This window comes from Pseudarthrobacter enclensis, assembly GCF_030811655.1.
GTDB lineage: Bacteria > Actinomycetota > Actinomycetes > Actinomycetales > Micrococcaceae > Arthrobacter > Arthrobacter enclensis_A.
Window position 1 is genome coordinate 88,788 of sequence record NZ_JAUSRE010000017.1, and the last position, 24,218, is coordinate 113,005.

The 24,218-nt window shown below is 62.9% G+C and carries 22 protein-coding genes and 4 pseudogenes; 11 read left to right on the forward strand and 15 right to left on the reverse strand.

Annotation, left to right across the window (positions count from 1 at the left end):
* The first annotated feature begins 176 nt into the window (after positions 1–176).
* Positions 177–572 carry a hypothetical protein gene (locus J2X98_RS15800; protein WP_307309993.1) on the forward strand — a complete coding sequence of 132 codons (396 nt, stop codon included), beginning with the start codon at positions 177–179 and terminating at the stop codon, positions 570–572.
* A gap of 110 nt (positions 573–682) precedes the next feature.
* Here J2X98_RS15800 and J2X98_RS22325 read toward each other — a convergent pair whose 3' ends face one another.
* The 6 genes from J2X98_RS22325 to J2X98_RS15830 all read right to left on the reverse strand — a co-directional run bounded on the left by J2X98_RS22325 (position 683) and on the right by J2X98_RS15830 (position 6,259).
* Positions 683–1,144, reverse strand: a complete 462-nt coding sequence (locus J2X98_RS22325) for a hypothetical protein (protein WP_307309996.1) — start codon at positions 1,142–1,144, stop codon at positions 683–685.
* Between the two features lie 705 nt (positions 1,145–1,849).
* Positions 1,850–2,653, reverse strand: coding sequence for a hypothetical protein (locus tag J2X98_RS15810; RefSeq protein ID WP_307309998.1), 804 nt, complete (start codon positions 2,651–2,653; stop codon positions 1,850–1,852).
* A 114-nt stretch (positions 2,654–2,767) separates the two neighbouring features.
* Entirely contained in the window at positions 2,768–2,974 is a 207-nt protein-coding gene (locus tag J2X98_RS15815; RefSeq protein WP_307310000.1) for a hypothetical protein, read from the reverse strand.
* Positions 2,975–3,760: 786 nt separating this feature from the next.
* Positions 3,761–3,991, reverse strand: coding sequence for a hypothetical protein (locus J2X98_RS15820; protein ID WP_307310004.1), 231 nt, complete (start codon positions 3,989–3,991; stop codon positions 3,761–3,763).
* A 100-nt stretch (positions 3,992–4,091) separates the two neighbouring features.
* Positions 4,092–5,330 carry an ABC transporter permease gene (locus J2X98_RS15825; RefSeq protein WP_307310006.1) on the reverse strand — a complete coding sequence of 413 codons (1,239 nt, stop codon included), beginning with the start codon at positions 5,328–5,330 and terminating at the stop codon, positions 4,092–4,094.
* A gap of 2 nt (positions 5,331–5,332) precedes the next feature.
* Positions 5,333–6,259 (reverse strand): ABC transporter ATP-binding protein, encoded by a 927-nt coding sequence (locus J2X98_RS15830; RefSeq protein WP_307310008.1) that lies wholly within the window; start codon positions 6,257–6,259, stop codon positions 5,333–5,335.
* Between the two features lie 382 nt (positions 6,260–6,641).
* Between J2X98_RS15830 and J2X98_RS15835 the strand changes: the two are divergent.
* The 4 genes and pseudogenes from J2X98_RS15835 to J2X98_RS22275 all read left to right on the forward strand — a co-directional run.
* A pseudogene (locus tag J2X98_RS15835) lies at positions 6,642–7,205 on the forward strand (zinc-binding dehydrogenase); the annotation flags it as partial.
* Between the two features lie 14 nt (positions 7,206–7,219).
* Positions 7,220–7,801, forward strand: coding sequence for a hypothetical protein (locus J2X98_RS15840; protein WP_307310011.1), 582 nt, complete (start codon positions 7,220–7,222; stop codon positions 7,799–7,801).
* A gap of 441 nt (positions 7,802–8,242) precedes the next feature.
* Positions 8,243–9,538 (forward strand): Nramp family divalent metal transporter, encoded by a 1,296-nt coding sequence (locus tag J2X98_RS15845; protein WP_307310013.1) that lies wholly within the window; start codon positions 8,243–8,245, stop codon positions 9,536–9,538.
* A gap of 3 nt (positions 9,539–9,541) precedes the next feature.
* A pseudogene (locus tag J2X98_RS22275) lies at positions 9,542–9,654 on the forward strand (sugar phosphate isomerase/epimerase); the annotation flags it as partial.
* 47 nt (positions 9,655–9,701) lie between these two features.
* On the opposite strand, the gene J2X98_RS15850 reads toward J2X98_RS22275, so the two are convergent.
* From J2X98_RS15850 to J2X98_RS15860, 3 genes are read right to left on the reverse strand one after another with little or no spacing between them, the layout of a single operon-like run.
* The gene (locus J2X98_RS15850) at positions 9,702–10,682 is read right to left on the reverse strand and encodes a C-terminal binding protein (protein WP_307310015.1); all 981 of its coding nucleotides are present in this window, start codon (positions 10,680–10,682) and stop codon (positions 9,702–9,704) included.
* 52 nt (positions 10,683–10,734) lie between these two features.
* Positions 10,735–11,646, reverse strand: a complete 912-nt coding sequence (locus J2X98_RS15855; protein ID WP_307310018.1) for a dihydrodipicolinate synthase family protein — start codon at positions 11,644–11,646, stop codon at positions 10,735–10,737.
* Positions 11,647–11,690: 44 nt separating this feature from the next.
* Positions 11,691–13,172, reverse strand: a complete 1,482-nt coding sequence (locus J2X98_RS15860; RefSeq protein ID WP_307310020.1) for an MFS transporter — start codon at positions 13,170–13,172, stop codon at positions 11,691–11,693.
* A gap of 290 nt (positions 13,173–13,462) precedes the next feature.
* Between J2X98_RS15860 and J2X98_RS15865 the strand changes: the two genes are divergently transcribed.
* Positions 13,463–14,695: an alpha-hydroxy acid oxidase gene (locus tag J2X98_RS15865; RefSeq protein ID WP_307310022.1), complete on the forward strand. Its 1,233-nt coding sequence runs from the start codon at positions 13,463–13,465 to the stop codon at positions 14,693–14,695.
* Between the two features lie 31 nt (positions 14,696–14,726).
* Here J2X98_RS15865 and J2X98_RS15870 read toward each other — a convergent pair whose 3' ends face one another.
* Complete coding sequence (locus tag J2X98_RS15870; protein WP_307310024.1) at positions 14,727–15,482, reverse strand: IclR family transcriptional regulator; 756 nt, start codon at positions 15,480–15,482, stop codon at positions 14,727–14,729.
* Between the two features lie 132 nt (positions 15,483–15,614).
* Here J2X98_RS15870 and J2X98_RS15875 point away from each other — a divergent pair, with 132 nt between their 5' ends.
* From J2X98_RS15875 to J2X98_RS15890, 4 genes are all read left to right on the forward strand, one after another.
* Positions 15,615–17,087 (forward strand): aldehyde dehydrogenase (NADP(+)), encoded by a 1,473-nt coding sequence (locus J2X98_RS15875; RefSeq protein ID WP_307310027.1) that lies wholly within the window; start codon positions 15,615–15,617, stop codon positions 17,085–17,087.
* Positions 17,084–18,244, forward strand: coding sequence for a fumarylacetoacetate hydrolase family protein (locus tag J2X98_RS15880; RefSeq protein ID WP_307310028.1), 1,161 nt, complete (start codon positions 17,084–17,086; stop codon positions 18,242–18,244). Before J2X98_RS15875 ends, J2X98_RS15880 begins: the two co-directional genes overlap by 4 nt.
* Positions 18,245–18,410: 166 nt before the next feature.
* On the forward strand, positions 18,411–19,187 hold the full coding sequence (locus J2X98_RS15885) for an IclR family transcriptional regulator (RefSeq protein ID WP_307310031.1): 777 nt from the start codon (positions 18,411–18,413) through the stop codon (positions 19,185–19,187).
* 117 nt (positions 19,188–19,304) lie between these two features.
* The gene (locus J2X98_RS15890) at positions 19,305–20,408 is read left to right on the forward strand and encodes a zinc-binding dehydrogenase (RefSeq protein ID WP_307310034.1); all 1,104 of its coding nucleotides are present in this window, start codon (positions 19,305–19,307) and stop codon (positions 20,406–20,408) included.
* A gap of 350 nt (positions 20,409–20,758) precedes the next feature.
* Here the strand turns inward: J2X98_RS15890 and J2X98_RS15895 are convergent, their stop codons facing one another.
* The 4 genes and pseudogenes from J2X98_RS15895 to J2X98_RS15910 form a co-directional block, all read right to left on the reverse strand.
* A complete protein-coding gene (locus J2X98_RS15895; RefSeq protein ID WP_373460906.1) occupies positions 20,759–21,064 on the reverse strand; it encodes an amidohydrolase family protein in 306 nt (101 codons plus the stop codon).
* Positions 21,065–21,134: 70 nt separating this feature from the next.
* Positions 21,135–21,785: pseudogene (locus tag J2X98_RS15900) on the reverse strand (amidohydrolase family protein); the annotation flags it as partial.
* 337 nt (positions 21,786–22,122) lie between these two features.
* The gene (locus J2X98_RS15905) at positions 22,123–22,764 is read right to left on the reverse strand and encodes an oxidoreductase (RefSeq protein WP_307310039.1); all 642 of its coding nucleotides are present in this window, start codon (positions 22,762–22,764) and stop codon (positions 22,123–22,125) included.
* Positions 22,765–22,768: 4 nt separating this feature from the next.
* Positions 22,769–23,221, reverse strand: coding sequence for an oxidoreductase (locus tag J2X98_RS15910; protein WP_307310041.1), 453 nt, complete (start codon positions 23,219–23,221; stop codon positions 22,769–22,771).
* A gap of 199 nt (positions 23,222–23,420) precedes the next feature.
* On the opposite strand from J2X98_RS15910, the gene J2X98_RS15915 reads away from it, so the two are divergent.
* Complete coding sequence (locus tag J2X98_RS15915; protein ID WP_307310045.1) at positions 23,421–23,747, forward strand: ArsR/SmtB family transcription factor; 327 nt, start codon at positions 23,421–23,423, stop codon at positions 23,745–23,747.
* A 241-nt stretch (positions 23,748–23,988) separates the two neighbouring features.
* Here J2X98_RS15915 and J2X98_RS15920 read toward each other — a convergent pair.
* Positions 23,989–24,218, reverse strand: a pseudogene (locus J2X98_RS15920) (L-arabinose isomerase); the annotation flags it as partial.

Below are 24,218 nucleotides of genomic sequence, written 5' to 3' on the forward strand. Positions count from 1 at the left end.
CGGCTTTCCCGGCTGGACAAGAGAGCCAAGACGGTTTCGCCGCGGCTTGCGCAGAGAGCCTGGATCCGCTTCAGCGGCGTTACTGGAGCAGGACGGACCTGAGCAGAGAAGCTCGATTACGGGACATTCTCGACTCCGCCTGGGATGTTGCCTCGAACCGCAACGCCGACGTCAGGTTGCTCGATACGGAAGCCGCTGCCTTCGCACCCTCAGATGATGAGGAGTGGTTCTTCGATATGGGGTACGCGCAGAACGGGGCAGCGGCGGTTGCCTACGCGATCAGGACGTGGCTGACCGACGACGCACAGGACGCCACGTGGGGCGCCAGACAGGTTCAGGAAGCAGCGGAATACTCGATCACCCAGCCCGACCTGGTCCCCGGCGAAATGCTTGTCCGCAACGCCAGCGATTTCCCCAGCGCCGCGGACATTGATTCATCGCCAGCAATGCAGTCCGCCGTGAAATTTCTTGACCGAGCCCTCGAAGTCTGTGAGACCGGGCCATCTTCGTGGGAGGAACTGCAACGACTCGCACGGACCGTCGGTGGCTCGTGGGCCTCCACGTTCAGATAAAAGCAGAGCGTATGCTCTTCTTGGGTTTTTCGCGTACCCAGACTCCTCTGCGGCTCAAACGGGTTCACGGACGTGTCCGGTAAGGGATCGTTCTGTGAGACGGGGTTCGGTCAACGCGAAAGAGACGGTGATGCAACGAGTGGGGTGGAGAGGGTTGCGAGGCGGTACCAGGGGCGCTCTCCCACGGCGAGGATGACAGCTGGGCCGCTGTCGGAGAGCAGATGGAAGGTTAGCTCCTGGTCCGGCTTCGGCATTTTGGCCCACGCAGCTACCTTGATCCGGAAGGCGACTGGTTGTCCTTTGGTGCCTTTGCCTTCTAGGGTGAACACTTCGTGGAACATCCCTGACTTGTGTCCTTTGACAGTGGCGGTGATCTGCAGCCACGGGAGACCTTTCCTGCCAAGGGCGCCAGCGCGCCGCCAGGACTTCTCGGACCGGATGACCAAGAGGCCCGCGGCGAGGAAGGCGGCGCCTCCGGCGAGGCCAATAGGTAGGGGAAGGTTTCGGTCCGAGGCCTCGTGGCCCACGATGACTACGTCTTGCGGATTTTCGGGGTTGACTTTAACGTTCACAGGGCACCCCGTGCCGGGCAGAACATGGCACGAGGTGTTCACATCGTAGGTGCCGGTGCGTCCTTGACCGTCGAAGATGAAAGAGAGTTGTACCCGGCAAACATCACCACGGCCACTTGTCGTCTCCTCAGTGACAAGAGCGGGGACCTGAACAAAGGAAATTAACGAGCGCTGGATCGATTCCGCCAGTCCCCACCCCGATAGCGCAAGGACTGCGAAGCACAAGACCCACGCGAACATCCGAAACAACCGGAGCCGTCTCCGCAAAGGGCTATGCCCCCAGGAAGCGAAAGAGGCGCCGGAGGCCACTTCTTGAGCGCAAAGACGTGCCCCACCAGGCAACAGGACCGAATCACCGTACACCTCCCCGAGCCTAGCCCTCGACTTCGGCAAACGTCCGAAGTGTGGTTCCCGCCACGCGACGAAGGCCAACTTGGCCGCCCCGCCGATGGGCATTGGGGTCTACTGGCAGGGCGGCCCGGCTGCTCGCGCCGGAGACACAGATGACATTCGACGATTTATCAAGGAGGGACTCACAGCTGCAGGATTCACCGTGGATTTAACCTAATGATTCATCCCGTTCGACACTCGAGAGCTAAATGCTCCGGAAGGCTCCCTCACCGTCGCTGAAGGATAGCCGACAGGAATCGCTGGACAGCGGAGGGGTCGCCTGGAACGTGGTCCTAGGATGGCCACACCGTGGATTTAGCTCGTTGGAAGCCGGGCGACAACGGGCCAGATCCTGCCAAGGCTCTCACCCCAGTGCCCGGGAAGGCTCACCAGGACCTTCCCGCTGCCGTCCCCTGCCAGGCGAAGCGTGAACGTGCTGCCCTCCGTCGGCACCGGGAAGAAACTGATCCCGCGGACCCCGAACCGTATGCCAACGTCCGGCGCGCCTTCCACCGACATCTCCAGGCCCATAACGCCGATCAGGGAGGCTGACCTGACGGTACCGGTGACCTCCTGCCAGGGAACTACCCCGAGTCGGGACACCCACCTGAACCGACGGATCGCGAGCACGGTCAGCAATGTCCAGCCAGCAAGCGGGATAGCCAGCCAGAAGCCGACGATGAACACCGTGAACGATTCAGAATTCCTATATTGCGGAAGACGCACCCAGCCGGGGTCGTCAGGGGAATAAGCCATAGCAACCACTGCGCCGATAGGCGGTGCCTGGCTGCACGGATCCCCGAAAGTGACATGGCTGCGATGAGGTTGCCCGTCGATGATCGAGCTCAGCCCAAGATCGCAGTTGGTGTATTTCGCTACGAACTCACGCTGGCTGACCACGACGGCCTCCACACGGGGCCAGTTGCCCCACAGCGGCTGGCCGACGTGCCAGACGATGCCGATGGCAGCACCGGCAAGAATGACCAGCACGATGACAGCGATCCGGGCCTTCCGCGCCACACGGCGGCGAAGGTTGTCGACATCCTGTGCCGGGGTCTCCCCAAAGGGCGTGCCGCTGACGGGCAACTCGAGGCCGGGCGCGACAAGAACGGTGCTCACATCCCCCCTGTACAGTGCACCGCACGGCGCGGCTATCGCGAGTATAGACCGTGACTTCCCGGCGCGAGCTTGGACCCGTTCGCCACACTGGAAATATCTGAGCGACTGATGTTCCTATTCTTGCGACCGGTCGTTCGGAAACCGTTCCGGGTGCTTCGGCTCTCTGCCCTGTTCCCGCCAGTATTCGTCGCGCTGCCAGAGCGATAACCGGACCGCCGCGGTCCCGTAGACGATCGCGAAGGCCACCTCAGCGGCCAGCATCACGATCCGCCACGGCAACGGGATGTTCGGGCTGAGGTTCAGCACCGCGAACACGATCAAGAGTGGCAGCGACCAGTACGTGAGACGGGTGATCCTTGCCTGGACTCCTCTTTGGAGGCCGGAGGGTGGCCGCCCTGGGGTCCCTTCGCCCATGCTGGCATGGGCAAACTGAACCACTTCCCTCCCGGCCCGGCAAGGTGTTTGAGCGGATCTCCTCTTGGCGGCTATGGAGAGGCCTGCCCGACGGCATCCTGGATTTTCTGGATGGTGTCGGGCTGGCTGCGATTTCGATCCTCCCGCCGTCTGAGTCCATCGTGATGATCCGGAATTCGAACGGTACGGACTGCTTCTGGTCGTGGCGGCCAGCTAACCGGGGCGGCAAGTCAGTGGCCCTTAGTCCGGTGAGTGCACGGCTTCGTCTGCTGGGAATCAGCTCGTCGTAGACGGCCGGCTGGAAGTCGAGCCGGCCCTGCGCCGGGGTGGCAACACCCATCTGCCAGACGCCGCTCAAAGAACCAGGCCGGGATTCCGGGTCGCTCAGGAACATAAGTGACTGCCCCTGCTCGTCGAGCCGCGATTTACAAAGATGCCGCTGTCCTTTGTCAGTTCCAGGCGCGGCCCGGTGGCAGGCTCGGAGCCAATGTTCTGGGCCTGCGCCGCGGCGGCAGCTGCTGGCGCAGCGTTGACGGCCTGGCGGCCAGTATGCTGCAAAGTCAGGTACACACTTCCGAAGACCATTGTGACGATGAGAGAAGCTGCGACCCAGCCCGGAATCGCTGCATGCGACCAATATCCACCCGGCCGGAAATCACACATCAAGGCTTCCCCCGGGGATGTGAGGGACTGCTACGTTGGGTCTTCGTCGTTGGCGGTCGCTTCGATCCAGTCGATGGCTTCGTCGGGGAGGACCACTCCACCTGCTTCATCGCTTTCATCCCACCAGGGATCCCCCATTGGTGGGCCGCCGGCGCCGATAATTTCCAGGATGATGCCATGGGGAACGACATCGCCGTTGTTGTCCACCAGCCACTGCTGTGTGGAGGGGTGAAGCTTCGGCCACCACTGTTGGATGTTCACGCCTCAGTTTCCCACCCGGGCAAATCCGAAGCCATCCCGTGGGCTCTCTGTTCTTTTCATGGGGCCCGGCACCTGTCATCCCCGTTGCGAAGTGTTTGTTCTATTTGGCAGCGAGTTCGCTGCGGCGGAAAGTCCCGGCGATGGAGAGTTTGCGGCCGTATTCGATGGAGCCGTACCGGAACAAATGCACTGCCAGCCGCAGGATCAGGATCCCGACCACAAGCAGTTCAACGATGACGATGGCGGCCTCGACAGGGTTCAGGGTGCCGAAGCCGTTGCGGAGCAGCGCGGTGACAGGCGCTGTCAGCGGGAAGTAGGTGAAGATCTGCACGATCAAGGCTTTAGGGTTGGAGATGACCAGGCTGAATGTGTAGAAGGGGATGAACATCATCGCCATGAGAGGCCCGAAGATCGTCCCTGCCTCTTTGGCGGTCGGCATGATCGCCCCGATGGCGACCAGCACCCCGGTGAACACCGTGAACCCGTCCAGCAGCAGCAGGGCGCCGGTGATCATGGGTCCCGGTTCGAAGACCAGGGTAGACAAATCCATCTCCGGCAGTGCGAGCCGGTCGCGGAAGAACAGGTAGGCGAGCCCGACTGGTGCGAGGAACACCAGGACTTGGAGCAGCCCGACCATGAACAGGGAGATGATCTTTCCGGTGATCAGCGTGGTCGGGTTCAGGGTGGTCAGGATCATCTCGGTGACCCTGTTTTCCTTCTCCTCCAGGGTGGAGTTCAGCATCAGGTTCGAGAGCAGGATCATCGAAATGTAGAAGATGACCAGGAACAGCAGGGGCGGGATCACCCCGCCGACGCCGGCGGCTGCCTTGCCGTCCTTGAAGGTTTCCGAGTTGAACTTAACGGCCCCGGTCAGGGCGGCCGTGAGCTGGGGTGAACCGATGTGCTGCTGGGCGGAGGCTTCGAGCAGCTGCCTGGCGACGGCTTCGTACTTGCCGTTCTCGAACATGCCCTTGTCCGCGCCGTAGACCTTCACGGGTTCCTTGGTCGGGTCAGCCGGGTATTCGAAGTACGCCTCCGAGCTGCCGTTCTTGACCGCCTCGATGGCCGATTCCGGGTCGGTGGTGGGCGTCCCGCCCGCAGCCTGTGCCCCTGCCGGTGCGACGATGCCGGAGGCGTCGCTGTAGGTGAAGGAGAACTGGGCGTTCCTTTGCGCGTCGGCGCTGTTTTTCGTGGTCGTGTTGGATGCGTACAGAAGCGCGAAGACCACGATGAGCAGGACCGGGATCGCCAGGGTCGCGATGGCGAAGCCGCGCTTCTTGATCGTCCTGGTGAACTCGAACGCGATCACGGTGCCGAGGTTGTGCTGTGCCAGTGCCATCTCTAGCCTTCCGCCAGTTCATGCTGTTCGCCGTAGACCTTGATGAAGATCTCATCCAGGGAAATCCTTGCCGGGGTGAAGGACCTGATTCCCGCGCCGGCTTCCACGAGCTCGCGCAGGACCTTCTCTTCGCTGGCTCCCTGCAGTGGGGCGAGTTCCGCCCGGCCGTCATCGTCGGAGACGACGTCGAACAAGCTGGACAGAGGCAGGACGCCGTCGTAAGTGACCCGGTAGACGGTGCCGCCGAACTCTTCCTGCACGTCCTCGACCGTGCCGTAGGCGCGGGAGACCCCGTCTTTGAGCAGGATCACCCGGTCGCAGAGCCGCTCGACTTCCTCCATCTGATGGGTGACCATGATGACCGTGGCGCCGGCCCGCTTGTGCTCTTCGATGATGTCCATCAGCAGCCGCCGGTTCACCGGGTCAAAGCCCTTCGTCGGCTCATCCAGGATCAGCAGCTCGGGATTGTTCATGATGGTCACGCCGAGCTGGATCTTTTGCTGCTGTCCGCTGGAGAGCTTGTCGAGTCTGGCTTTGGCTTTGTCGGCGAGCCCGACGCGCTCAAGATAGGTTTCTGACCAGGACCGGGCGGCGGTCTTGGACAGGCCCTTGAGCCTGCCGAAGTAGACCATCACGTCCAGGACGTGTTCTTTCTTGTACAGGCCGCGTTCCTCCGGAAGGTACCCGAGCCGTGACCCATCGCTGGGCTCGAAGACCTTCCCGCCAACGTGCAGGATCCCCGCCGTAGGTCTGTAAATACCCAGCAGTGCCCGCAGCGTCGTGGTCTTCCCCGACCCGTTGCTGCCCAGGAACCCGAACGTCTCCCCCACGTGGACATCGAACGACAGGTCCCGGATGACCGTGGTGTCCCCGAAGTCCATCCGGAAGTCCTGAATGTGCACAAGCGGCTCGGCCGCCCCCGACGACATAGATTCATCCTTTCGTTCAGCGGGACAGCGCAGCCGGGACCGGCAGGCCCGCACACCATCGTTTCAGTTCGTCCGCGCTCCCCACCAGAGGCAGAAGACCCCCGAGAATGCCCTGAAGCAGAACCCGCCGTCGCCTATGCCGCCGGAGGCGAGACCGAGAAGAAAAGCTGAGCATGGCGACGAGGTCATCATCCTGATAGCTAATACGCGGTCACACTTCGGCTCGGGCCGTTCGTGACCGAGGTCTTCGGTCCGGCTACACCTAGGGAGCGTGAAAAAGCCTTTCGGATCGTCGGCGCCCAGCAAGCCGTGGTGGAAGACGACCGCATCCACCGGACACGTGCCGGCGAACAGAATCGCAACCTGCGCGCAGTGGACAACCGCCTCCTGGCTGATGGGGGCTGGGCGGGTGATCGTGGTCGACCACCTGGAGTACCGGCTGGAGAAGGCCCGCAGCTTCGCCTAGGCCGAGACGTTCAACTTTGCCGAGTACGACGACATCGTGGTGCATCTGAAAAAAGAAACCGACTACCTGGGTGCCGACGTCGTCATTGACGCCGTGGGAGCCGAAGCGGACGGCAACTTCCTCCAGCACGTCACCGCGTCGAAACTCAAATTGCAGGGCGGCTCCCCCGTCGCGCTGAACTGGGCCATCGACTCGGTACGCAAGGGCGGCACGGTGTCCGTCGTGGGCGCGTACGGGCCCATCTTCAGCGCCGTGAAGTTCGGTGACGCCATGAACAAGGGCCTCACGCTGCGGATGAACCAATGCCCGGTCAAACGGCAGTGGCCGCGCCTGTTCGAGCACATCCAAAACGGGTACCTGAAACCCAGCGAACTGGTCACGCACCGTATCCCGCTGGAGCACATCGCAGAGGGCTACCACATGTTCTCCGCCAAGCTGGACAACATCATCAAGCCGCTCGTTGTTGCCGGCCAGTCCTGAAGGGAGCGCGCATCATGACCGAGATAGCCACACCTTATATTGCCGACAAACGCACACCCCGGAAGTCCGCGGAAGACCTGCGGGCGCAGATCCCGGGATGGGGCGCCGACCTCGACCCGGCCGACCGGCCCTCCTACCCACGGGAGCAACCCGGGATCGAGACAGGCGCGCGCTGGGACTTTCCCGAGCGCCAACCGGAGAAATGGCCCCGGGAACGCTCCGTCGAGCACGCCTTCCTCCCCCCTGTCTTCGGAACCTCCACCCCTCCGGCCGGGCTCTCCGGAGCCATCCGGAGGTACGCCTACAAGTACAGCGAGGGCCGGGCCGCGCACTGGCTGTTACTCATCGGCGCTGACCGCGTGGATGCCTGGGAACACCACCTGAAATCCCTCGCCACCTCGCACCCCGACAACCCCATCACCGAAACCGGGGTAGTCAGCGAGTTCCGCCGGGGCGGCTTCCGCTCACGCTTCGGGCAAAACCGCGCAGACGTAAACCACCAGTGGATCGACCCCATCATCGTGGCCGGCCCTTGGGTGATGGCCGCCATCGGGCTCACAGCGGCCTACAAGACCTTGCGAAAGGAGCGCACATAACCTGACTACCGTTCCGCCACGTAGGAGGAATGCCGGCTGTAACAGCAACCAAGGTGCGCCGCGATTCCTGCCGCGGTGGCCCAGGCAAAATGGGCGCCGCGGCTGGAGTTCCTGTGCCGGGTGTTGCCGTGCAGACCTGCCCGCATAAAAAGGGGCTGCGACTCGGGGCATCGGTTCAGGTCTCAGGAATGGCGGGACACTTCAAGCAGCGGCGCTTTTACTGGGAAAGTCGAGCCGAGCCCGAGCCACAAGCAACGGGCCTCAACGAGTTTCTGCCCCTCGATAACATGCTCGTGCCTCTGGCCCATGAACGGAACTGATCGTGGAACCCACGAATGGCGGCGGGTGGGAATCGGAGGAAAGCAGATGACCGATTCGGAGACAGTCGGCACGGGCCAAGAAGGTACTGCCGCCAAGAGCGGCCGGGGGCGCGGGACCGCGGTGGACGGACGGCTCCGCCGTCTCATGGGTTTACTGGGGCCCGGCCTGATTACCGGGGCAGCCGATGATGATCCGTCAGGGATCGCGACCTATGCCCAGGCCGGTGCGAGTTTCGGCAACGGGATGTTGTGGGCCGCACCGTTGACACTGCCGATGATGATCGCAGTGCAGGAAATCAGCGACCGTACCGCTCTGGCGACAGGTGAAAGCCTCGGCGCCTTGATCCGTCGGAAATTCTCCCGTAAACCCAAAATCATCATCGGCGTCCTGATGGTGGCTTTACTCGTGGCCAACACGCTTAACATCGCTGCAGACCTGATGGCGGTCGGTCAGGGCATGGAATTGCTGGGCGCCGGTCCGAACCATGTGTGGAGCGCTGTCTCCGGCATAGCCATCGTCGCGACCCTGATGACGGGTTCTTTCAGCGTGATTGCGAAAGTGTTCAAATGGCTGTGCCTGGTCCTGCTGGCCTACGTCGGGGTACTCTTCGTCGCAAGTGTCGACTGGAAGGACGTATCTGCTGGTCTGCTCGGGCTGCAGTTCCGGTGGGACTGGGACTACTTGGGCCTGATCGTCGCGGTTCTCGGCACGACGATTTCGCCGTACCTGTTCTTTTGGCAGTCGGCCCACCGGGTTGAGGAAATGCGCGCCGAGGACCTGGGCGGCAAGCATGCGGTGGCATTACCGGACCGGGACGGCGACGCCGCAGGCCGGAAACTTCGGCATGCCCGGGCCGACGTGTTTATCGGCATGTTCTTCTCCGTGCTGGTTATGTTCGCGATCATCGCAGCGACCGCCGCTACCCTCGGCAAGAACGGGACCGAGATCAAGACTGCGGCAGATGCTGCCAAGGCTCTTGAACCGATTGCAGGACCGGCCGCAAAAATGCTCTTCTCGATCGGGTTCATCGGCTCTGGTTTTCTTGGTATCCCTGTTTTGGCGGGGTCCCCTTCGGTGGGGTTGGCCGGGCTGATGGGAACCAGGTGGGGCTTTGACCGGAACCCCCGCACGGCGCGGTTCTTCTACATCCTCCTAGGCGTCGGCGTAGTTGGCGGAGTCATGATCGCTACATTCGTCGGCAACCCGATCGGCCTGCTGGTCCTCAGCGCCGTAGTCAATGGAATCGCTGCCGCACCCTTCCTGATCGTCACCATGCTCATCTCCGGAGACCGAAAAATCATGGGCCGCTACACCAACGGCAAACTCGCCTCCACAATAGGCTGGAGCAGCGCGGCGATCATGACCGCCGCCGGCGCCGTCGGCATTTACACCACACTCACAAACAAGGGCGGATAACCCACGCCGTCCCGAATTGACGGACGGTGCGGGAACACCGTCATGGGCTCCAGCTGCCCTGGGGCGACCCGCGCCGCGGCCGGGACGTCGTCTCTGCCGCGCGGGGCGACGTCCCATGAAAGCCTCCTTCGACGCCGCCTTCGATAGCAAGGGCTAGGCTTTCCTACTTGTCCTGGCCCAGGTCGAGGACCTCGGGGTTGACGATATTGCGGGGCCGCCGGCCCAGGCAGGCGTCCACTACGTTCTCCGCGGTCCGCCGTTTCAGTTCGTCGCTAGATTCCTCCGTGTACCACGCGGTATGCGGTGTAAGCACCACGCGGTCAAGGTCGAGCAAACCACTGTTGAGGGGAAGGGGTTCTTCTTCGAAGACGTCCAGCCCTGCTGCCCGAACCCTGCCGTTCTTCAGGGCATCAACCAGAGCCTCGGTGTCGATCACCCCGCCGCGGCAGGTGTTCACGATGGTGGCCCCCGCCTTGAACTGCTCCAGCGTGCGGGGGTTGATCAAGTGATGGGTGTGCCTGTTCAACGGCACGTGCAGGGATACGACGTCGGACTCGGCCAGCAGCTCGTCGAAGCCAACCACCTGGATGCCTTCTTTAGTGGTGGTCCCCGGGGTGTGGAGGGGATCGTAGCCCAGGGCGCGGAAGCCGAGCGCCTTGGCCTTGGCCGCCGTGGCCGCGCCGATCAGGCCGAGTCCGATCACGCCGAATGTCTGTGAGGAGAAACGGCGCAGCGGTTTGACCGACTCGAGCAGGTTCTGTCCGGACCGGACTCCCCTGTCCAGGTCCGGAATGCCGCGAGCCAATGTCAGCGCAAGGGCAATGGCGTGATCGCTGACGTCTTCCACGCCGTAATCGGGCACGTTGGAGACAACGACACCGCGTTCCGTTGCGGCCTGAACGTCAACCCCGTCCACACCCACCCCGTACCGGCTGACGGCTTTCAGCCTGGGCAGGCCCGTGATGACGCGTTCTGTGATGGGTGCGTACTGAACGATGAGCCCGTCCGCATCGGCCGCAGCCTTCAGGACGTCATCCTCGGTCCTGCAGTCGGCCCGCACCAGCTCCACGCCATTGGCGTCAGCGACCGCCTGCTCTTGGCTGATCGATTCGAATTCGTAGTCAGTGATCAGTATGCGTGGCATGTCCGTCCTTTCTTTCTTTCTTTCTTTCTTTCATCCCAGGATCATGTGATTTTCAGGCCCAGCGGAGGATCAACGGGTCCTTGCGCTTGGCCATCTCCACGAGCTGTGCACGCGTGTCGGGCTGCAGCTCCCCCACCGGCTGCCGTGTCCTGTCGCTGGCAATGATGTTCCCTTCCTTCATCAGTACCTTGGTTGCCCGCAGCCCGCACTGCCGGTTCTCGAAGTGGATGAATGGAAGAAGGTTTTCCCAGGCGGTGATGGCTTTGTCCCGCTCCCCGGCGAGGAAGTCGCGAACGATCTGGCCCAATTGGTCGGGCACCATGCAGCTGCTCATGGTGCCCCGCGCACCGGCTTCGAGATCGGGAATGAGGGTGATGGCCTCTTCGCCGTCGAATAGTCCGGGCAGGGACGATCCAGCGGAGGTGCCTAGGGCACGGAGTTTCTCGGCCGCCTGGGGCATTTCGATCTTGGCGTAGTTCACGTTCGGCACCTCCTTGGCAATGCGGGTCAGCAGGCCTACGGACAGGGGCGTGGTGCTCATCGGTGCATCCTGGATCATGATGTCCACGTCCAAGCCGTCGGCCACCCGCTTGAAGTACTCCAACACGGCCTCGTCGTCCACTTTCATGGTGGCCCCGAAGAACGGCGGCATGAGCATGACCATCTCCGCCCCCAGCTCCTGGGCACGGAGGCTGCGTTCCCGGGCGATCCGCGGGCTGAAGTGGCTGGTGGTGACGCAAACCGGCAGCCGTCCGTCCAGGTGCTCCATGGTGGTCCGGAGCACCTGCTCGCGTTCCTCGTCAGTCAAAGAGAACTGCTCGGAGTAGTTGGCCAGGATGCAGACGGCGTCCGACTTGCCGTCCACCAGGTAGTCCAGCACGCGGCGCTGGCCGTCCAGGTCCAGCTCCTCGTCATCGGCGAAAATGGTGGGCGCTACCGGCATTACGCCAGTGATGGCACTCATAGTTTTGTCCTTAATAGGTTGGAGAGAAGGGGCAGCCGCTGGGTTCAGCGGTCACCGGCCAGAACCGGGGCGGTTTGGTCCACGTAGTCTTCGGCGTCGATGTCGCGGCCGTGTGGGTCCCACTTGTTGATCAGGATCACCACGATGGCTATGGCGGGAACAACGGCGAGTACCAGCAGCGCCCGGGTTCCCCAGGCTGCCGTGGCCAGGGGCCAGAACACAAGCCCGGCAATCGCTCCGAGGCGGATGCCGATCTGGGTAAAGCCGGTGCCGGCTCCGCGCAGGGAGGTGGGGTAGGACATGGTGGCCATGGTCATGCCCTGAGCTCCGGGACCTGCTGCGTGGCAGAAGATCAGGAGGCCGATGACCACGGCACCCACGAAGGACCAGGCGCCTTCGACATTGCTGAGGGTGCCCGCGATGATCATGCAGGTAAAGGTGCCGCAGAACCCGATCAGTGACAGCTTGCGGGGGCCGATCTTGCCCGAAAGGCGGGCCCCGATGAAGCCGCCGGTAACACCGAAGCAAAGGTTGAGGATGAGCGAGGAAACGATGTTGGTCATGACGTTCTGGGTATGCAGCATGGCGAGCACGATCTGCCCGACGAAGAAGCCGACAGCGTAGTACTCCATCGACTGGCCGGCATTGATGACGAGGGACAGGACAGTGCGGCCGCGGTACTTCTTGCCGACGAGCTTGCCCCAGGCCTGGGTCAGGGTCATCTGGAACTGCTTGCGCTCGGCACGGGGGTCGACGGCGTCCTCCGCCACCTCCGCGTCCACGTTGTAGGTCCGCTTTAGAATTTTGGCCGCTTCATGCAGACCAAGGTTTTGTGCCGCCCAGGAGGGAGACTCAGCCATGTACTTCTGGCGGAAGATCATGATCAGGACGGCAGGTACGGCACCGAAACCCACAACGATGCGCCACATCTGGTTTTCGGACCATTGCAGCCCCTGGAAGAGGAAGTACACGGGAATCAACAGCGCGAAAGTGGATGCGACAGCGGCGTACCACATGGGCTGCCAGAGGGAAACGGTGCCCCCCTTCGTCTTCCGTGAGGCATATTCGGCCAGGAAGCTGAAGGCGACCGGGAAGTCGACGCCGATGCCCACGCCCATAATGAAGCGGGCAACAATAAGGGTCCAGACGTCCGGGGCCAGGGCGCAGGCGATGGCTGCGACAACGAAGAACACCATGTCCGCCATGAACACCTTGAACCGGCCCAGCTTGTCCACAAAGTACCCGCCGAAGACTGATCCGACGAGGGCGCCCACCATGATCGAGGCGGACACCACGGCCAGCATCTCAGGTGTCAGATGGAAGTCTTTGGAGATGTAGGGCAGGCCGAACGCCACCGAGGTGAAATCGTAGGCGTCCAGGAAGATGCCGCCCAGGGCGATCAGGGTAATGGCGAAGGATTTGCCCTTCTGGAGGGCACCGCTGTTGATGAGGTCTGTGACGTCCTGGGCGGAGCGCAGGACGATCCGTCCGCCGCTGGGGGCAGCGGCGTTGGGGACTGCTGACATTGGGGGTCCTTTCGAAAGCCCACTGCTTTGTGGGTCTCGTCTTTGCGATTCTAGAGTGTTCGATATTTCGAACGTTGGTCGAAGTGGCGATCAAGCAGTTGCTGCGGTAGGGTGATCGGGAACACAAAGGAGTCTAGGGACACCGCCCCGGACCGTCAAGCGCTGGACCGGAAAATGGATGTATACACCCGTAACAGAGGCGATGCAGGAGCTATCCAAGGCCTAACTGATTGCATTGCCGGGCCAGTTCAGCGGCTTCCACTTGCCGACCTTTGTGCTAAATTTCGAACATGAAAGGGGTGCTCCACATGGAGGACCGTCAACTGCCCAAGTGGTCCGAGATCCGCGAACTTCTCCAGTTCCGCAGCTTTGAGATGGATCCCGTGCAGCGAAGGCTTGCCCGGGCGTTCACCATCGCCGACCTGCGCGCCATGGCCCAGAAGACCACTCCGAAGGCTGTCTTCAATTACACGGACGGCGCGGCCGAAGAAGAGATCACCCTCGCCAGGTGCCGGCAGGCTTACCGGGACGTGGAGTTCTCCCCGGCGGTCCTTCGCGATGTCTCGGATCCCGATCCATCCACGAAGCTTTTTGGCCGGACCATCGACTTCCCCTTGGTCCTGGCGCCTACCGGCTACACACGGATGATGCACAACGACGGCGAAAAGGCAGTGGCTCGGGTAGCGGCCCGGAACAACATCCCGTACACCCTCTCGACGGTGGGCACCACCACCGTGGAGGACCTCGCCAAAGCGGTGCCCGAGGGGAACAACTGGTTTCAGCTCTACATCGCCAAGGACCGAAGCAAGACCGAGGGCCTGCTGGAGCGTGTTCTCACCAGCGGCTACGACGTGCTGATGGTCACCGTGGACACCCAAGTGGGTGGCGCCCGCGTGAGGGAGTTGCGTGACGGGCTGACCATTCCGCCCACGTTGTCGCCGAAGACCTTCGCTGACATGGCACTGCACCCTTCCTGGTGGTTCGACAAGCTCACCACCCCGCCCATCGAGTTCGCTTCACTCCGGGGCTTCGGCGGTAATTCCGCAGAGGTTGCGGACCAGGTCTTCGATCCCGCCCTGACGTTCGACGACATCGCCTGGCTGCGGAGGGTGTGGCCGCACAAGCTGCTGGTCAAGGGCATCCAGACCGTCAGGGATGCCGAACGTGTTGTGGAGTTGGGGTGCGACGGCGTCGTCCTGTCCAACCACGGAGGGCGGCAGCTGGACCGCTCGCCTACCATCCTGCGCATCCTCCCGCAGGTCCGGGAGGCCCTAGGATCCGACCCCACGGTGCTGATCGACAGCGGAATCATGTCCGGCAGTGACGTGCTGGCCGCCGTGGGCCTCGGTGCGGACGCGGCAATGGTGGGCCGGGCCTACCTTTACGGCCTGATGGCCGGTGGCGAGCGCGGCGCCGCCCATGCCGTGAAGATCCTCCGCTCCCAGTACGTGCGCTCCATGCAGCTGCTGGGCGTCAAGACCACTGCAGGCATCTCTGGCGATCATGTGGCACTGGCAGGCTGACAGCCGGGGGTGCACCCGGCTGTCCCGGCCCTCAGCGGTAGCCGAGCTCTGCGCTCAAGCGGGCAGCGCCGTCGGCCGCGAGCGCCGACCACTCCTCCACCGGGCGCTGCTCCCAGCGCATGTCCGGAACGGAGATGCTCAGTGCCGCCACGACCGCGCCGGTGTGGTCCCGCACCGGCGCAGCCACGCAGGAAACGTCCGGGTTGGATTCCCCGGACTCGAAGGCGAGCCCGGAGGCGCGGATTTCGTCCAGTACGTTGGCCAGCGCGTGGGGTTCGGTGATGCTTTTAGGGGTCAGTTTGGCAAGGCCCTTTTTGAAGACACGTTTGCGTTCGGCATCGGGCAGGTACGCCAGGAGGGCCTTGCCCACGGCGGTGCAGCTCGCCGGAACGCGGCCGCCCATGCGCGACACCATGCGGACGGACTGCGTGCTGTCCACCTTGCAGATGTACACCACGTCGGCACCGTCGAGGATTCCCACATGGACGGTCTCGTCACACTCCCTGCCCACGGACTCGGCAATGCGCAGCCCGACGGCGTGCAGGTCCAGCCGCTCGGCGAACGCGTTGCCCAACCGGAAAACGCTCAGTCCAAGATGGTAGGTGGCAGTGGAATCGTCCCGGCGGAGGTATTTGCGCTCCGTCAGGGTGGTGAGCAGTTCATGGACAGTGGTCCGTGGAAGCCCGGTTCGTTGCACGACTTCGGGCGCAGAGAGCCCGTGACGGGCATCCATGAACAGCTCCAACACGTCAAGGCTCCTGACGACGGCGGGGGTCAAACGGGGCACTTTGTGTCCTTTCGGTAGGGAGCCACGGCTTCATGCAGCTTCCAGTCTACGCATACCGTTCGAAATATCGCACGTCGTTCGAGAAGGAGGAATGACGTGGGTGCACAAGAAACAGATTCAGGAGAAAACCAGATGAAATCAACTCCCGAGCAGGTCGAACACCAGATTCTGGCCGCGCATGCGGCCTACGAAAAAGCCCGCGACGTGGACCCGGATGTCCGCGGCTCCTGGCTCGAGTCCATCGCCTCGGCGTTGGAAGCAAACGCTGAGGAGCTTGTGGGCCTCGGAGCACAGGAAACGCATTTGGATGAGGGCCGGCTGCGCTTCGAACTGAAGCGCTCGGTCTTTCAACTGCGCCTCTTTCGCAGCGAAATTCTTGCAGGCGAGCACCTGGACGCCGTCATTGACCACGCCGACCCGGACTGGGGCATGGGTCCCCGGCCGGACCTGCGCAAGGTCAACGTGCCCCTCGGCGTCGTGGGCGTCTTCGGTGCCTCCAACTTCCCCTTTGCCTTCAGCGTGATGGGAGGCGACACCGCCTCCGCTTTGGCCGCCGGCTGCGCCGTGGTGCACAAGGTCCATGAAGGACATTTGCAGCTGGCCCTGCGGACCGCGGCTATCGTCGAGGAAGCCCTTGCCGCAGCCGGAGCGCCGCAGGGAATCTTTTCCGCCGTGGTGGGACGGCAGGCAGCGGAAGCACTCGTGGACCACCCGCTGACCAAGGCGATCGGCTTCACGGGTTCCACGGCCGGCGGCCGCGCCCTTTTCGACCGGGCCTGCCGCCGCCCCACCCCCATTCCCTTCTATGGAGAACTGGGCAGCATCAACCCGGTGTTCGTCACGGAGCAGGCCTGGGCTACGCGCAGGGACGCCATTCTTTCCGGCTACGCTGCCTCTTTCACCGCAGGCATGGGCCAGTTCTGCACCAAACCGGGGTTGTTGTTCGCACCCGCGCAGGATTCCGACGGTGTGGCCGGCTTTCTTCAGCGGGAACTCGATGGCAAGAGCGTGGCACCGCTCCTGAGCCCGAAGCTGCGCGAGGGCTTCGACGCCGCGCTGGAAAAGGTGCGGTCCGCCCACAGCGTGGACGTGCTGGTGCGGGGCGACAGCGCCGAAGCACCCCGACCCACGGTCCTGGCCACCACAGCGGAGGCGGTCCTGGCACAACCGGAGCTGCTGGAGCAGGAGATGTTCGGCCCCGCCACCCTCCTGATCCGCTACCGTCCCGGAACCAACCTCACCGAACTGGCCCGGCTGCTGGAGGGCCAGCTCACGGCCACCGTCCAGGGCCAGCCGGAGGAACAGCTCGATGACCTGCTGACCGTGCTGCGCGAACGGAGCGGACGCCTGGTGTGGAACGCCTGGCCAACAGGAGTAAGCGTGACTTACGCGCAGCAGCACGGCGGCCCCTACCCCGCCACCACGGCCGCCTCCACCACCTCGGTCGGCACGGCAGCCATCGGACGGTTCATGCGCCCGGTGGCCTATGACTCCTTCGCGCCCGAACAGCTTCCGCCTGCGCTGCGTGAGGACAACCCCTGGAACATTGCACGGCGCGTGGACGGAATCCATGAACCTGCCGGACAGAAAGCAGAAGCACGATGACCCCTGTTACCGCAGATCAGATCCTGCCCGCGGACGCCGATGAAGCACTCCTCATAGGCCGTATTTGGGACCCAGAGTCCGGCGGCCCCCGGATCGTGTCCATCCGGGGCCAGGGGGTCTTTGACCACACCCCTCAGGTACGTACCGTCTCGGAACTCATGGACCTCGAGGACCCTGCCGCACTCATCACAGCGGCGCAGAACTCCCCCCAGTGGGACCTCGCGACCCTCGTTGAGGCGTCGCTCGCCCGAGAGCAGGCCAAGGCCCATTTCCTGGCCCCAGTTGACCTCCAGGTCATCAAAGCCTGCGGTGTGACCTTCGTTGACAGCATGATCGAGCGCGTGATCGAGGAACGCTGCGGGGGCGACATCCAGCAGGCCGCAACCGTGCGGGAATCCGTCCTCTCGGTTCTTGGCGCTGACATCGCCTCCGTCCGACCCGGATCCCCGGAGGCCCAGCAGGTAAAGGACGTCCTCACGGCACAGGGAATGTGGTCCCAGTACCTCGAGGTCGGCCTGGGTCCGGACCCCGAGGTCTTCACCAAGTCCCCCGTCCTCTCCAGCGTCGGGTTCGGATCGCACATCGGCATCCCCTCGTTCTCGAACTGGAACAACCCGGAGCCGGAACTGGTGCTCGTTGTCGACGCACGTGGCCGGGCTCGCGGTGCAACCCTGGGCAATGATGTCAACCTGCGGGATGTGGAAGGCCGCAGCGCCTTGCTCCTGGGCATGGCGAAGGACAACAATGCCTCCTGCTCCATTGGCCCGTTCATACGCCTCTTCCACAAGGACTTCTCACTCGAAACACTGCGGGGTGAGGACATCACCCTCACGGTGGAAGGAGCGGACGGCTACCGGCTTGAAGGGAACAACAGCCTCTCCCGCATCAGCCGGTCCTTCGAAGAGCTCATCGGCGCGGCTTTCGGGGGCCACCACCAGTATCCCGATGGCTTTGCCCTGTTCACCGGGACCCTCTTCGCACCCACGCAGGACCGCGAAGCCCCCGGCCTGGGCTTTACCCATAAAGAAGGTGACACGGTGACCATCCGCAGCGGGCACCTGGGAGCTCTCGTCAACACGACGGGCAAAACCGAGGACCTGGCCCCGTGGACCTATGGAATCCGGGATTTCACGAATTACCTTTCCCGGTTGAGCTAGGAAATGGCCGGCAGGAGTCGTTAAAAGTCCCCCGGGCACCCGTCTGGTGAAGGTGTCGTCGTCTTCACCAGGCGGGTGCTATGCCTTCTCGCCCAAGGCACGCAACCATTCGTGCGGTGGGAGCCCGGCTTTACACGTCCCACTCACCGAGACAACAATTCTCGGTGTGACTTCAACCCAACCGGCACCCGCCGCCAGCATGATCGAACGCGTTTCCCTGATCCTCGAGGTGTTCACACCCGAAGAACCGGTGCTGACGGGAGGGGAAATCGCACGCAGGGTGGGCCTTTCCCGGGCCACCACGGCCCGGATACTTACAGAACTCGCCAGGCACGACTTCATCAACCGGGTTCCGTCCGGATACCAGATTGGCATCCGTTGTTTTGAACTGGGGCAGATGGCACAGCAACCCAAGGATCTCCGGCACCTGGCCCTGGCAACAATGTTCGACCTCCGGCGGGCCACTGGCCTGACGGTCCAACTGGGCGTCCTCGAGGGTAACGACGTCGTCTATATCGAGATTTTGCGGGGCCAGTATCGGGACCTCACCATCCCGTCCCGCGTTGGTGGACGCGTACCGTCCTACGCCACCGCTGGTGGCAAGGCCCTGCTTGCCCACTCTCCTGGCCATTTGGTCGAGGACCTCCTGAAAGGCCAGCTGGAAAAGATCGGGCCAAGCACCATCACCGACCCCCATGAGCTACGCGCCGAACTGGACCTGGCCCGGCGTGAGGGTATCGCCTACGAGCGGGAAGAATCCCATACCGGCCTGGCCTGCGCGGCGAGTCCCATCCTGCGTGGTGACGGCACGGCCGTGGCCGCCATCTCCATCACCGCTCCGGTAGGGGTGGTGGAAATGAGGCTGGTCGGTCCAGCTGTCCATGCAGCCACACTGGGATTGAACCGCCAAATGGCGGCAGCGCCACATTGGGCCAAATTATAGGACGTCTCACTCAGTGAGAGGAAGATTTTGACGACGGCGCCCCGGGTCGCATGCTTATGCCGGTCCCCCGTGATCCGAAGCACGGGACTATGAGAGCTAAGCAACAAGGAGTGATCGGTGAAGGCCGCAATCATGAACCAAGCAGGCGCACCGCTTGCAGTCGTCGATCTTGATCTTCAGGCACCTGGCCCCGGCGAAGTCCGCGTGCGCGTCGACGCGGCGGGCATCTGCCACAGCGATTACCACTACATGGTCCAGGACCTGGCGTGCCGGACACCCATCGTGCTGGGCCATGAGGGTGCGGGCATCGTCCAGGAAATCGGAGCCGGGGTCACCCATGTCCAGCCCGGCGACAAGGTCATTCTGACCTGGCGGCCAAGTTGCGGCAGGTGCGAGTACTGCACCAGCGGCTCGCCCGCGCTCTGCCGCCTTGGCGCGGTGCACGCCACCCATAACGAACTGCTGCGCGGCGGAACGCGGCTGTCACACGACGGGCAGCCCGTCCACCACTTGATGGGGGTGTCCTGCTACGCGGAGGAATGCGTCGTATCCGGCGAGTCCGTCATCAAGATCCCGCAAGAGGTTCCCGTCGATGTCGCAGCCATCATGGGTTGTGCAGTGATCACTGGGATGGGCGTGGTGCTGAACGGAATGGGGGCCCCTGCCGGGGAGTCTGTCCTCATCGTCGGAGCCGGCGGAGTGGGGCTATCGGCGGTCATCGGCGCCGCAGCAGTCGGGGCCTACCCGGTAATCGTTGCAGACATTGACCACGAAAAGCTCGCGAAGGCGCGCGAGCTCGGAGCGACCCACACGATCAACACGAGCGAACACGACCTCGCGGCGCGCGTGCACGAGCTCACCGGCGGAGGCGCCCATTGGGCTGTCGAGGCCATCGGCCGGCCCGAGACCATTCGCCAAGCAGTGATCGCACTTCGGCCCCGCGGCACGGCGTTCGTGGTGGGACTCTCCAACGCCGAAGCGGAGATCAACGTGCCCCTGAACCAGGTGGTCCAGCAGGAAAAATCGGTACGCGGAAGCCTGTACGGCTCTTCCAACCTCTCAGTGCAGATCCCCCAAATCCTCGACATGTACCTGGCAGGCCGCTTGCCGCTCGATGCCCTCATCGGGGAGAAGTTCAGCCTGGACCGAATCAACGAAGCCTTCGAATCCCTGACCCACGGAAACATCGGTCGTTCGGTGGTTCTGATGGGCAGCAACTAATCCATACCTTCACCGCCGAAGGTCTTCACCCAGGAGAAAACCCGCAACTGTCGCCGCTCCACAGGTCGTGGCCCCGGACAGAGACCGGAAAGGCGCCTTCCGGGGCCGTGCAGTCGGCAGCACTATCGAGTAGTCCGACTACTTCCTGTATGGCATCATGTCCGGGCTGGTATTCGGTCCCTTGTTCTTCCCGCAGCGGTGGACATAACTGAAAGAAGAACCCTGCTACTGCGAACAAGGTACCGGTACGCCCGTAAGCCGATCCCCTGCGGCACTTTTGCGGAGGCGAACTTGTTCACGGCGTGCCCCAGGGTTGGAAGCAAATACAGAAAGGGAGCTAGGTCAGCCGGTCAAGCCGCAGGAGTGCCTTGGGCGTATGCCAGAGGACATTCTTCACCCATTGGTTTCCGAGTCCCCAGCTTTCGAGTGCCTGTATCTGGTCTGTAGGAGTAGGGAATCGAGGGAAAATCCGTCCCGAAGACGACTTTGTGGGACAGCCCAGCAACGGTGTCCACATAGCCGGGCGGGATCGGGGCGACCTGTTCCATGTAGGAGGTGCCGACCATGGTGGTGTCGAGGTAGACGTGAGGATTGTTGGCGGCAAGCTCCGCGAACTCCCAGTACTCCGGCAGGCCTGCGTGGGCAATGATTAGCACCAGTGCGGGATAACTTTTTAATGAGTTCGCGGATAGGTTCCGGTCCGGTGTGTTCGCCGGCACGCGGGCCGTTACCGCAGTGGATGACGACCGGCGTAGCGGCGTCCTGGATAAGCTCCCAGGCCGGTGCAAGCTGAGGGTCCAAGGGAGAAAATCCTCCCACCTGGATGTGTACCTTGAAGATTCGGGCGCCTTGCTTCAAGCTCTGCGCGACGATGGTTTCCACGCCTGGCTCTGGGTAGAACGTCGCGGAGTGGATGGCGTCGGCGTGGCTTGAGGCGAATGCCGCCGAGTAGTCATTGAGCCACTGCGCCATGCCGGGACGGTGGGCATAGTTCAGGGTGGTGAATGCCTTCACTCCCATATCCCTCAGTGTCCGCACCCGTTGCCCTTCGGGCGCCCGATAAGTGATGGGCCATGCGGGAGCGCCGTTGTCCGCCACGCGGTCAAAGAACGCCCACACCTTTTCCAGCACCTGGAAAGGCATAAAATGCACATGCAGATCAATAATTCCAGGCAAGCCCAATGAGTCGAGGTACGGAGGGACCTCGGCGTCAGACCGCGGTACAAATGCTAGAGCCAAGCCGAACCTCCTGCGTTCCAATTCCATAAGCGCCCGCGCGTCGTCAACCCCCGCTGGAGCTCGCCAGAGCAAGAAAACTCCTGCGCAGGGGTGGCGGACCTTTGCCTTGCTAAGAATATGCATGCCCTGCCAACGCATGTCACCGCTGTGTAAGGTTCGCGTGTTCCACGGTGCCCATCTCAGTGAAAAGGGCCAGCGGGAACGCCGCCCTGTGGTTCCGGTCGAGTTAGCCGGGGCCTGAAGTCATAAAGCAGACATAAGTGGGAAGACCCATGCCCCCTGGCAGCACAGATGCGGGCCCATTGCCGCCTTGGGGCGCCCCGGCAGCAGCTTTGCAGAGCCCTAAATTTCGGTCCCGCCAGGAACTCCACCTGTGGGGCCGAGGCTGACGAAACGTCCGCCCGGCGTGTCCGTTGTTCGGAGAGGGGCGTTACCGTCAGGAGGGGCAACGGGTCCGTTGTCCATGTGCGGCGACTCAGGAAAGCAGTTCGAGTTCCCAGTCTTTTACGTCGGCCACGGGGGCGAACAGGCTCGCGTCCAATTCGTCGAGTGGCCTGCCGTTCCTGACCCGGTTGGGCCAGTCCCGGTTGCCGAGTGCGGCCTTACCCAAGGCCACGAGGTCGGCGCCACCCGTGAGCATTGATACGGCCGTTTCAGGGTCATCAAGGTGACCGTTGGCTATGACGGGCAGGCCTGTGTGCTGTTTGGCCAAGGCGGCCAACGATGGTCCCTGGTCACCGAACGCTGGAGCGTAGGCACGGTATTCGGTGGTGTGGATGAAGTCGACACCGGTGGCGGCGAGAGTTGAGAAGATAACTTCGGCCTCATCGGCCCCTCCGGCCCAGCGGTGGTCGTGGTCGCTGACCTTGGATTGGGAGACGCGAATACCCACGGTCATTTCCGGGCCTACGGCTTCGCGGACGGCCTTTGCGATTTCGACCGGGAAGCGGACGCGGTTATGTGCCGAACCGCCATATTCATCCGTTCGCAGGTTCAGGTAGTCGGTGAGGAACTGGTCCAACAAATATCCGTTGGCCGCGTGGATCTCTACGCCGTCGAATCCTGCTTCCTTGGCACGCAGCGCGGCAGCAACAAACCCCTCACGAACTTCGTGCATCTGTTCACGGCTGAATTTCGGCAGGGACTCGGTACGGGCCCTCGCCGCGGTAAAAGTCCAACTGCTCTCCCCTTGGAGCAACGGCGGACGGGGCAATGCTTCCGTCCTTGAAACGGTTTCCCTGCGCTTGGCCCCCGGCGTGCATCAGTTGCGCGAAAATTTTGGAGCCGGCTGCGTGCACCGCGTCAACCACCCCGGTCCAGGACCTGCCCTGTTCCTCCGTTGCAAGACCTGGCTGGTAGAGATAGCCCTGGCTGTAAAAGGCGTCAGGATAGATGCCCTCCGTGATCAACAAGGCAAACCCACCGCGGGCAAATGCCTCATAGTAAGAGATCATTTTCCCGGTAACCAGCCCCTCTTCCGTCGCGCTGATACGCGTCATCGGGGCCAGTGCCACACGGTTTGACAGGTGGGTAGAACCGATCTGCAGCGGGTTCCAAAGCGGCGTGGAGTTCATCGGATGTCCTTAGATCGTTGATGAACGTCCGGCCCAAACGATTGAGTCTTGAGCGGGTGTTGAGGTCATGGGAGCTGGGCGCGGGAAAGAATTGGCCTGCAAGGCAAGCTCGGCCAACCTAGTACGACAAGCATCGTAGTACGAAATACATCGTACAATAAAGAAAGACCCGACCAGCCAACGGCAGGAGACCTTTCCCGTGCGATCACTTGCCCATCCCAAAAAGGGTGAGCTGCAGTTGGACGCCGTACTGTCTGCCTTGGCGGATCCAATTCGGCGGCAGATAGTCGGCTACCTCGCCGCATCCCCCGGAACACATGCTTGCGGTGCCTTCAATCTGCCGGTCACCAAGTCCACATCAACGCATCACTTCAGGGTTCTGCGCGAAGCAGGCCTGATTCGCCAGGACTACCAGGGGACCGCGATCCTCAACTCACTGCGGACAGAAGACCTCGAAGCACAGTTCCCGGGCCTCCTCCAGGCTGTCCTTCAACCCACTAATCCGAGGCATTTACCTATAGGCTAGCCCGGACGCTCGGGTCGACTTGGAGAGGCGCATAGGCCCACCGACCCGCTCACCACCCTCGCATGACGGAATCGTCATAACGGGCTCTTGACGATACGCGGGGCGAGCCGGCGCAGACGTGGCCGCCCCCGGGGAAACGGAACGATCAGGTCCCGTTCCTCGAGGTGCGATTCCCCCAGCGCAGCCGTGGTGGCGGTATTCCCCGCCCAGAGCTTCTTTTAGGTCGCGGCCCTACTCTGGGTCAGATCCCGCCGGCGAGTTTGTAGTAGGCGGCGTTCCAGTTCAGGTCCTTCTTGAACTGGCGGATGGTGGTGCCTTCATCGATGGTGAGCAGTTCCGTTTTGGCGATGTCGGCGAAGTCCTCGAACACGTCCATGCCCACCTGGGTGGAAAGCACGGTGTGGTGGGCCGCGCCGGCGGTGAGCCACGCCGCGGCGGAGGTGGCGAAGTCCGGCTTCGGTTCCCACAGGG

Coding starts and splice junctions, on each gene's coding strand:
- J2X98_RS15880 (WP_307310028.1), top strand. CDS start 17,084: ATGACCCCTGTTACCGCAGATCAGATCCTGCCCGCGGACGCCGATGAA.
- J2X98_RS15850 (WP_307310015.1), bottom strand. CDS start 10,682: ATGCCACGCATACTGATCACTGACTACGAATTCGAATCGATCAGCCAA.
- J2X98_RS15825 (WP_307310006.1), bottom strand. CDS start 5,330: ATGGCACTGGCACAGCACAACCTCGGCACCGTGATCGCGTTCGAGTTC.
- J2X98_RS15840 (WP_307310011.1), top strand. CDS start 7,220: ATGACCGAGATAGCCACACCTTATATTGCCGACAAACGCACACCCCGG.
- J2X98_RS15855 (WP_307310018.1), bottom strand. CDS start 11,646: ATGAGTGCCATCACTGGCGTAATGCCGGTAGCGCCCACCATTTTCGCC.
- J2X98_RS15860 (WP_307310020.1), bottom strand. CDS start 13,172: ATGTCAGCAGTCCCCAACGCCGCTGCCCCCAGCGGCGGACGGATCGTC.
- J2X98_RS15830 (WP_307310008.1), bottom strand. CDS start 6,259: ATGTCGTCGGGGGCGGCCGAGCCGCTTGTGCACATTCAGGACTTCCGG.
- J2X98_RS15875 (WP_307310027.1), top strand. CDS start 15,615: ATGAAATCAACTCCCGAGCAGGTCGAACACCAGATTCTGGCCGCGCAT.
- J2X98_RS15910 (WP_307310041.1), bottom strand. CDS start 23,221: ATGAACTCCACGCCGCTTTGGAACCCGCTGCAGATCGGTTCTACCCAC.
- J2X98_RS15905 (WP_307310039.1), bottom strand. CDS start 22,764: ATGCACGAAGTTCGTGAGGGGTTTGTTGCTGCCGCGCTGCGTGCCAAG.
- J2X98_RS15865 (WP_307310022.1), top strand. CDS start 13,463: ATGAAAGGGGTGCTCCACATGGAGGACCGTCAACTGCCCAAGTGGTCC.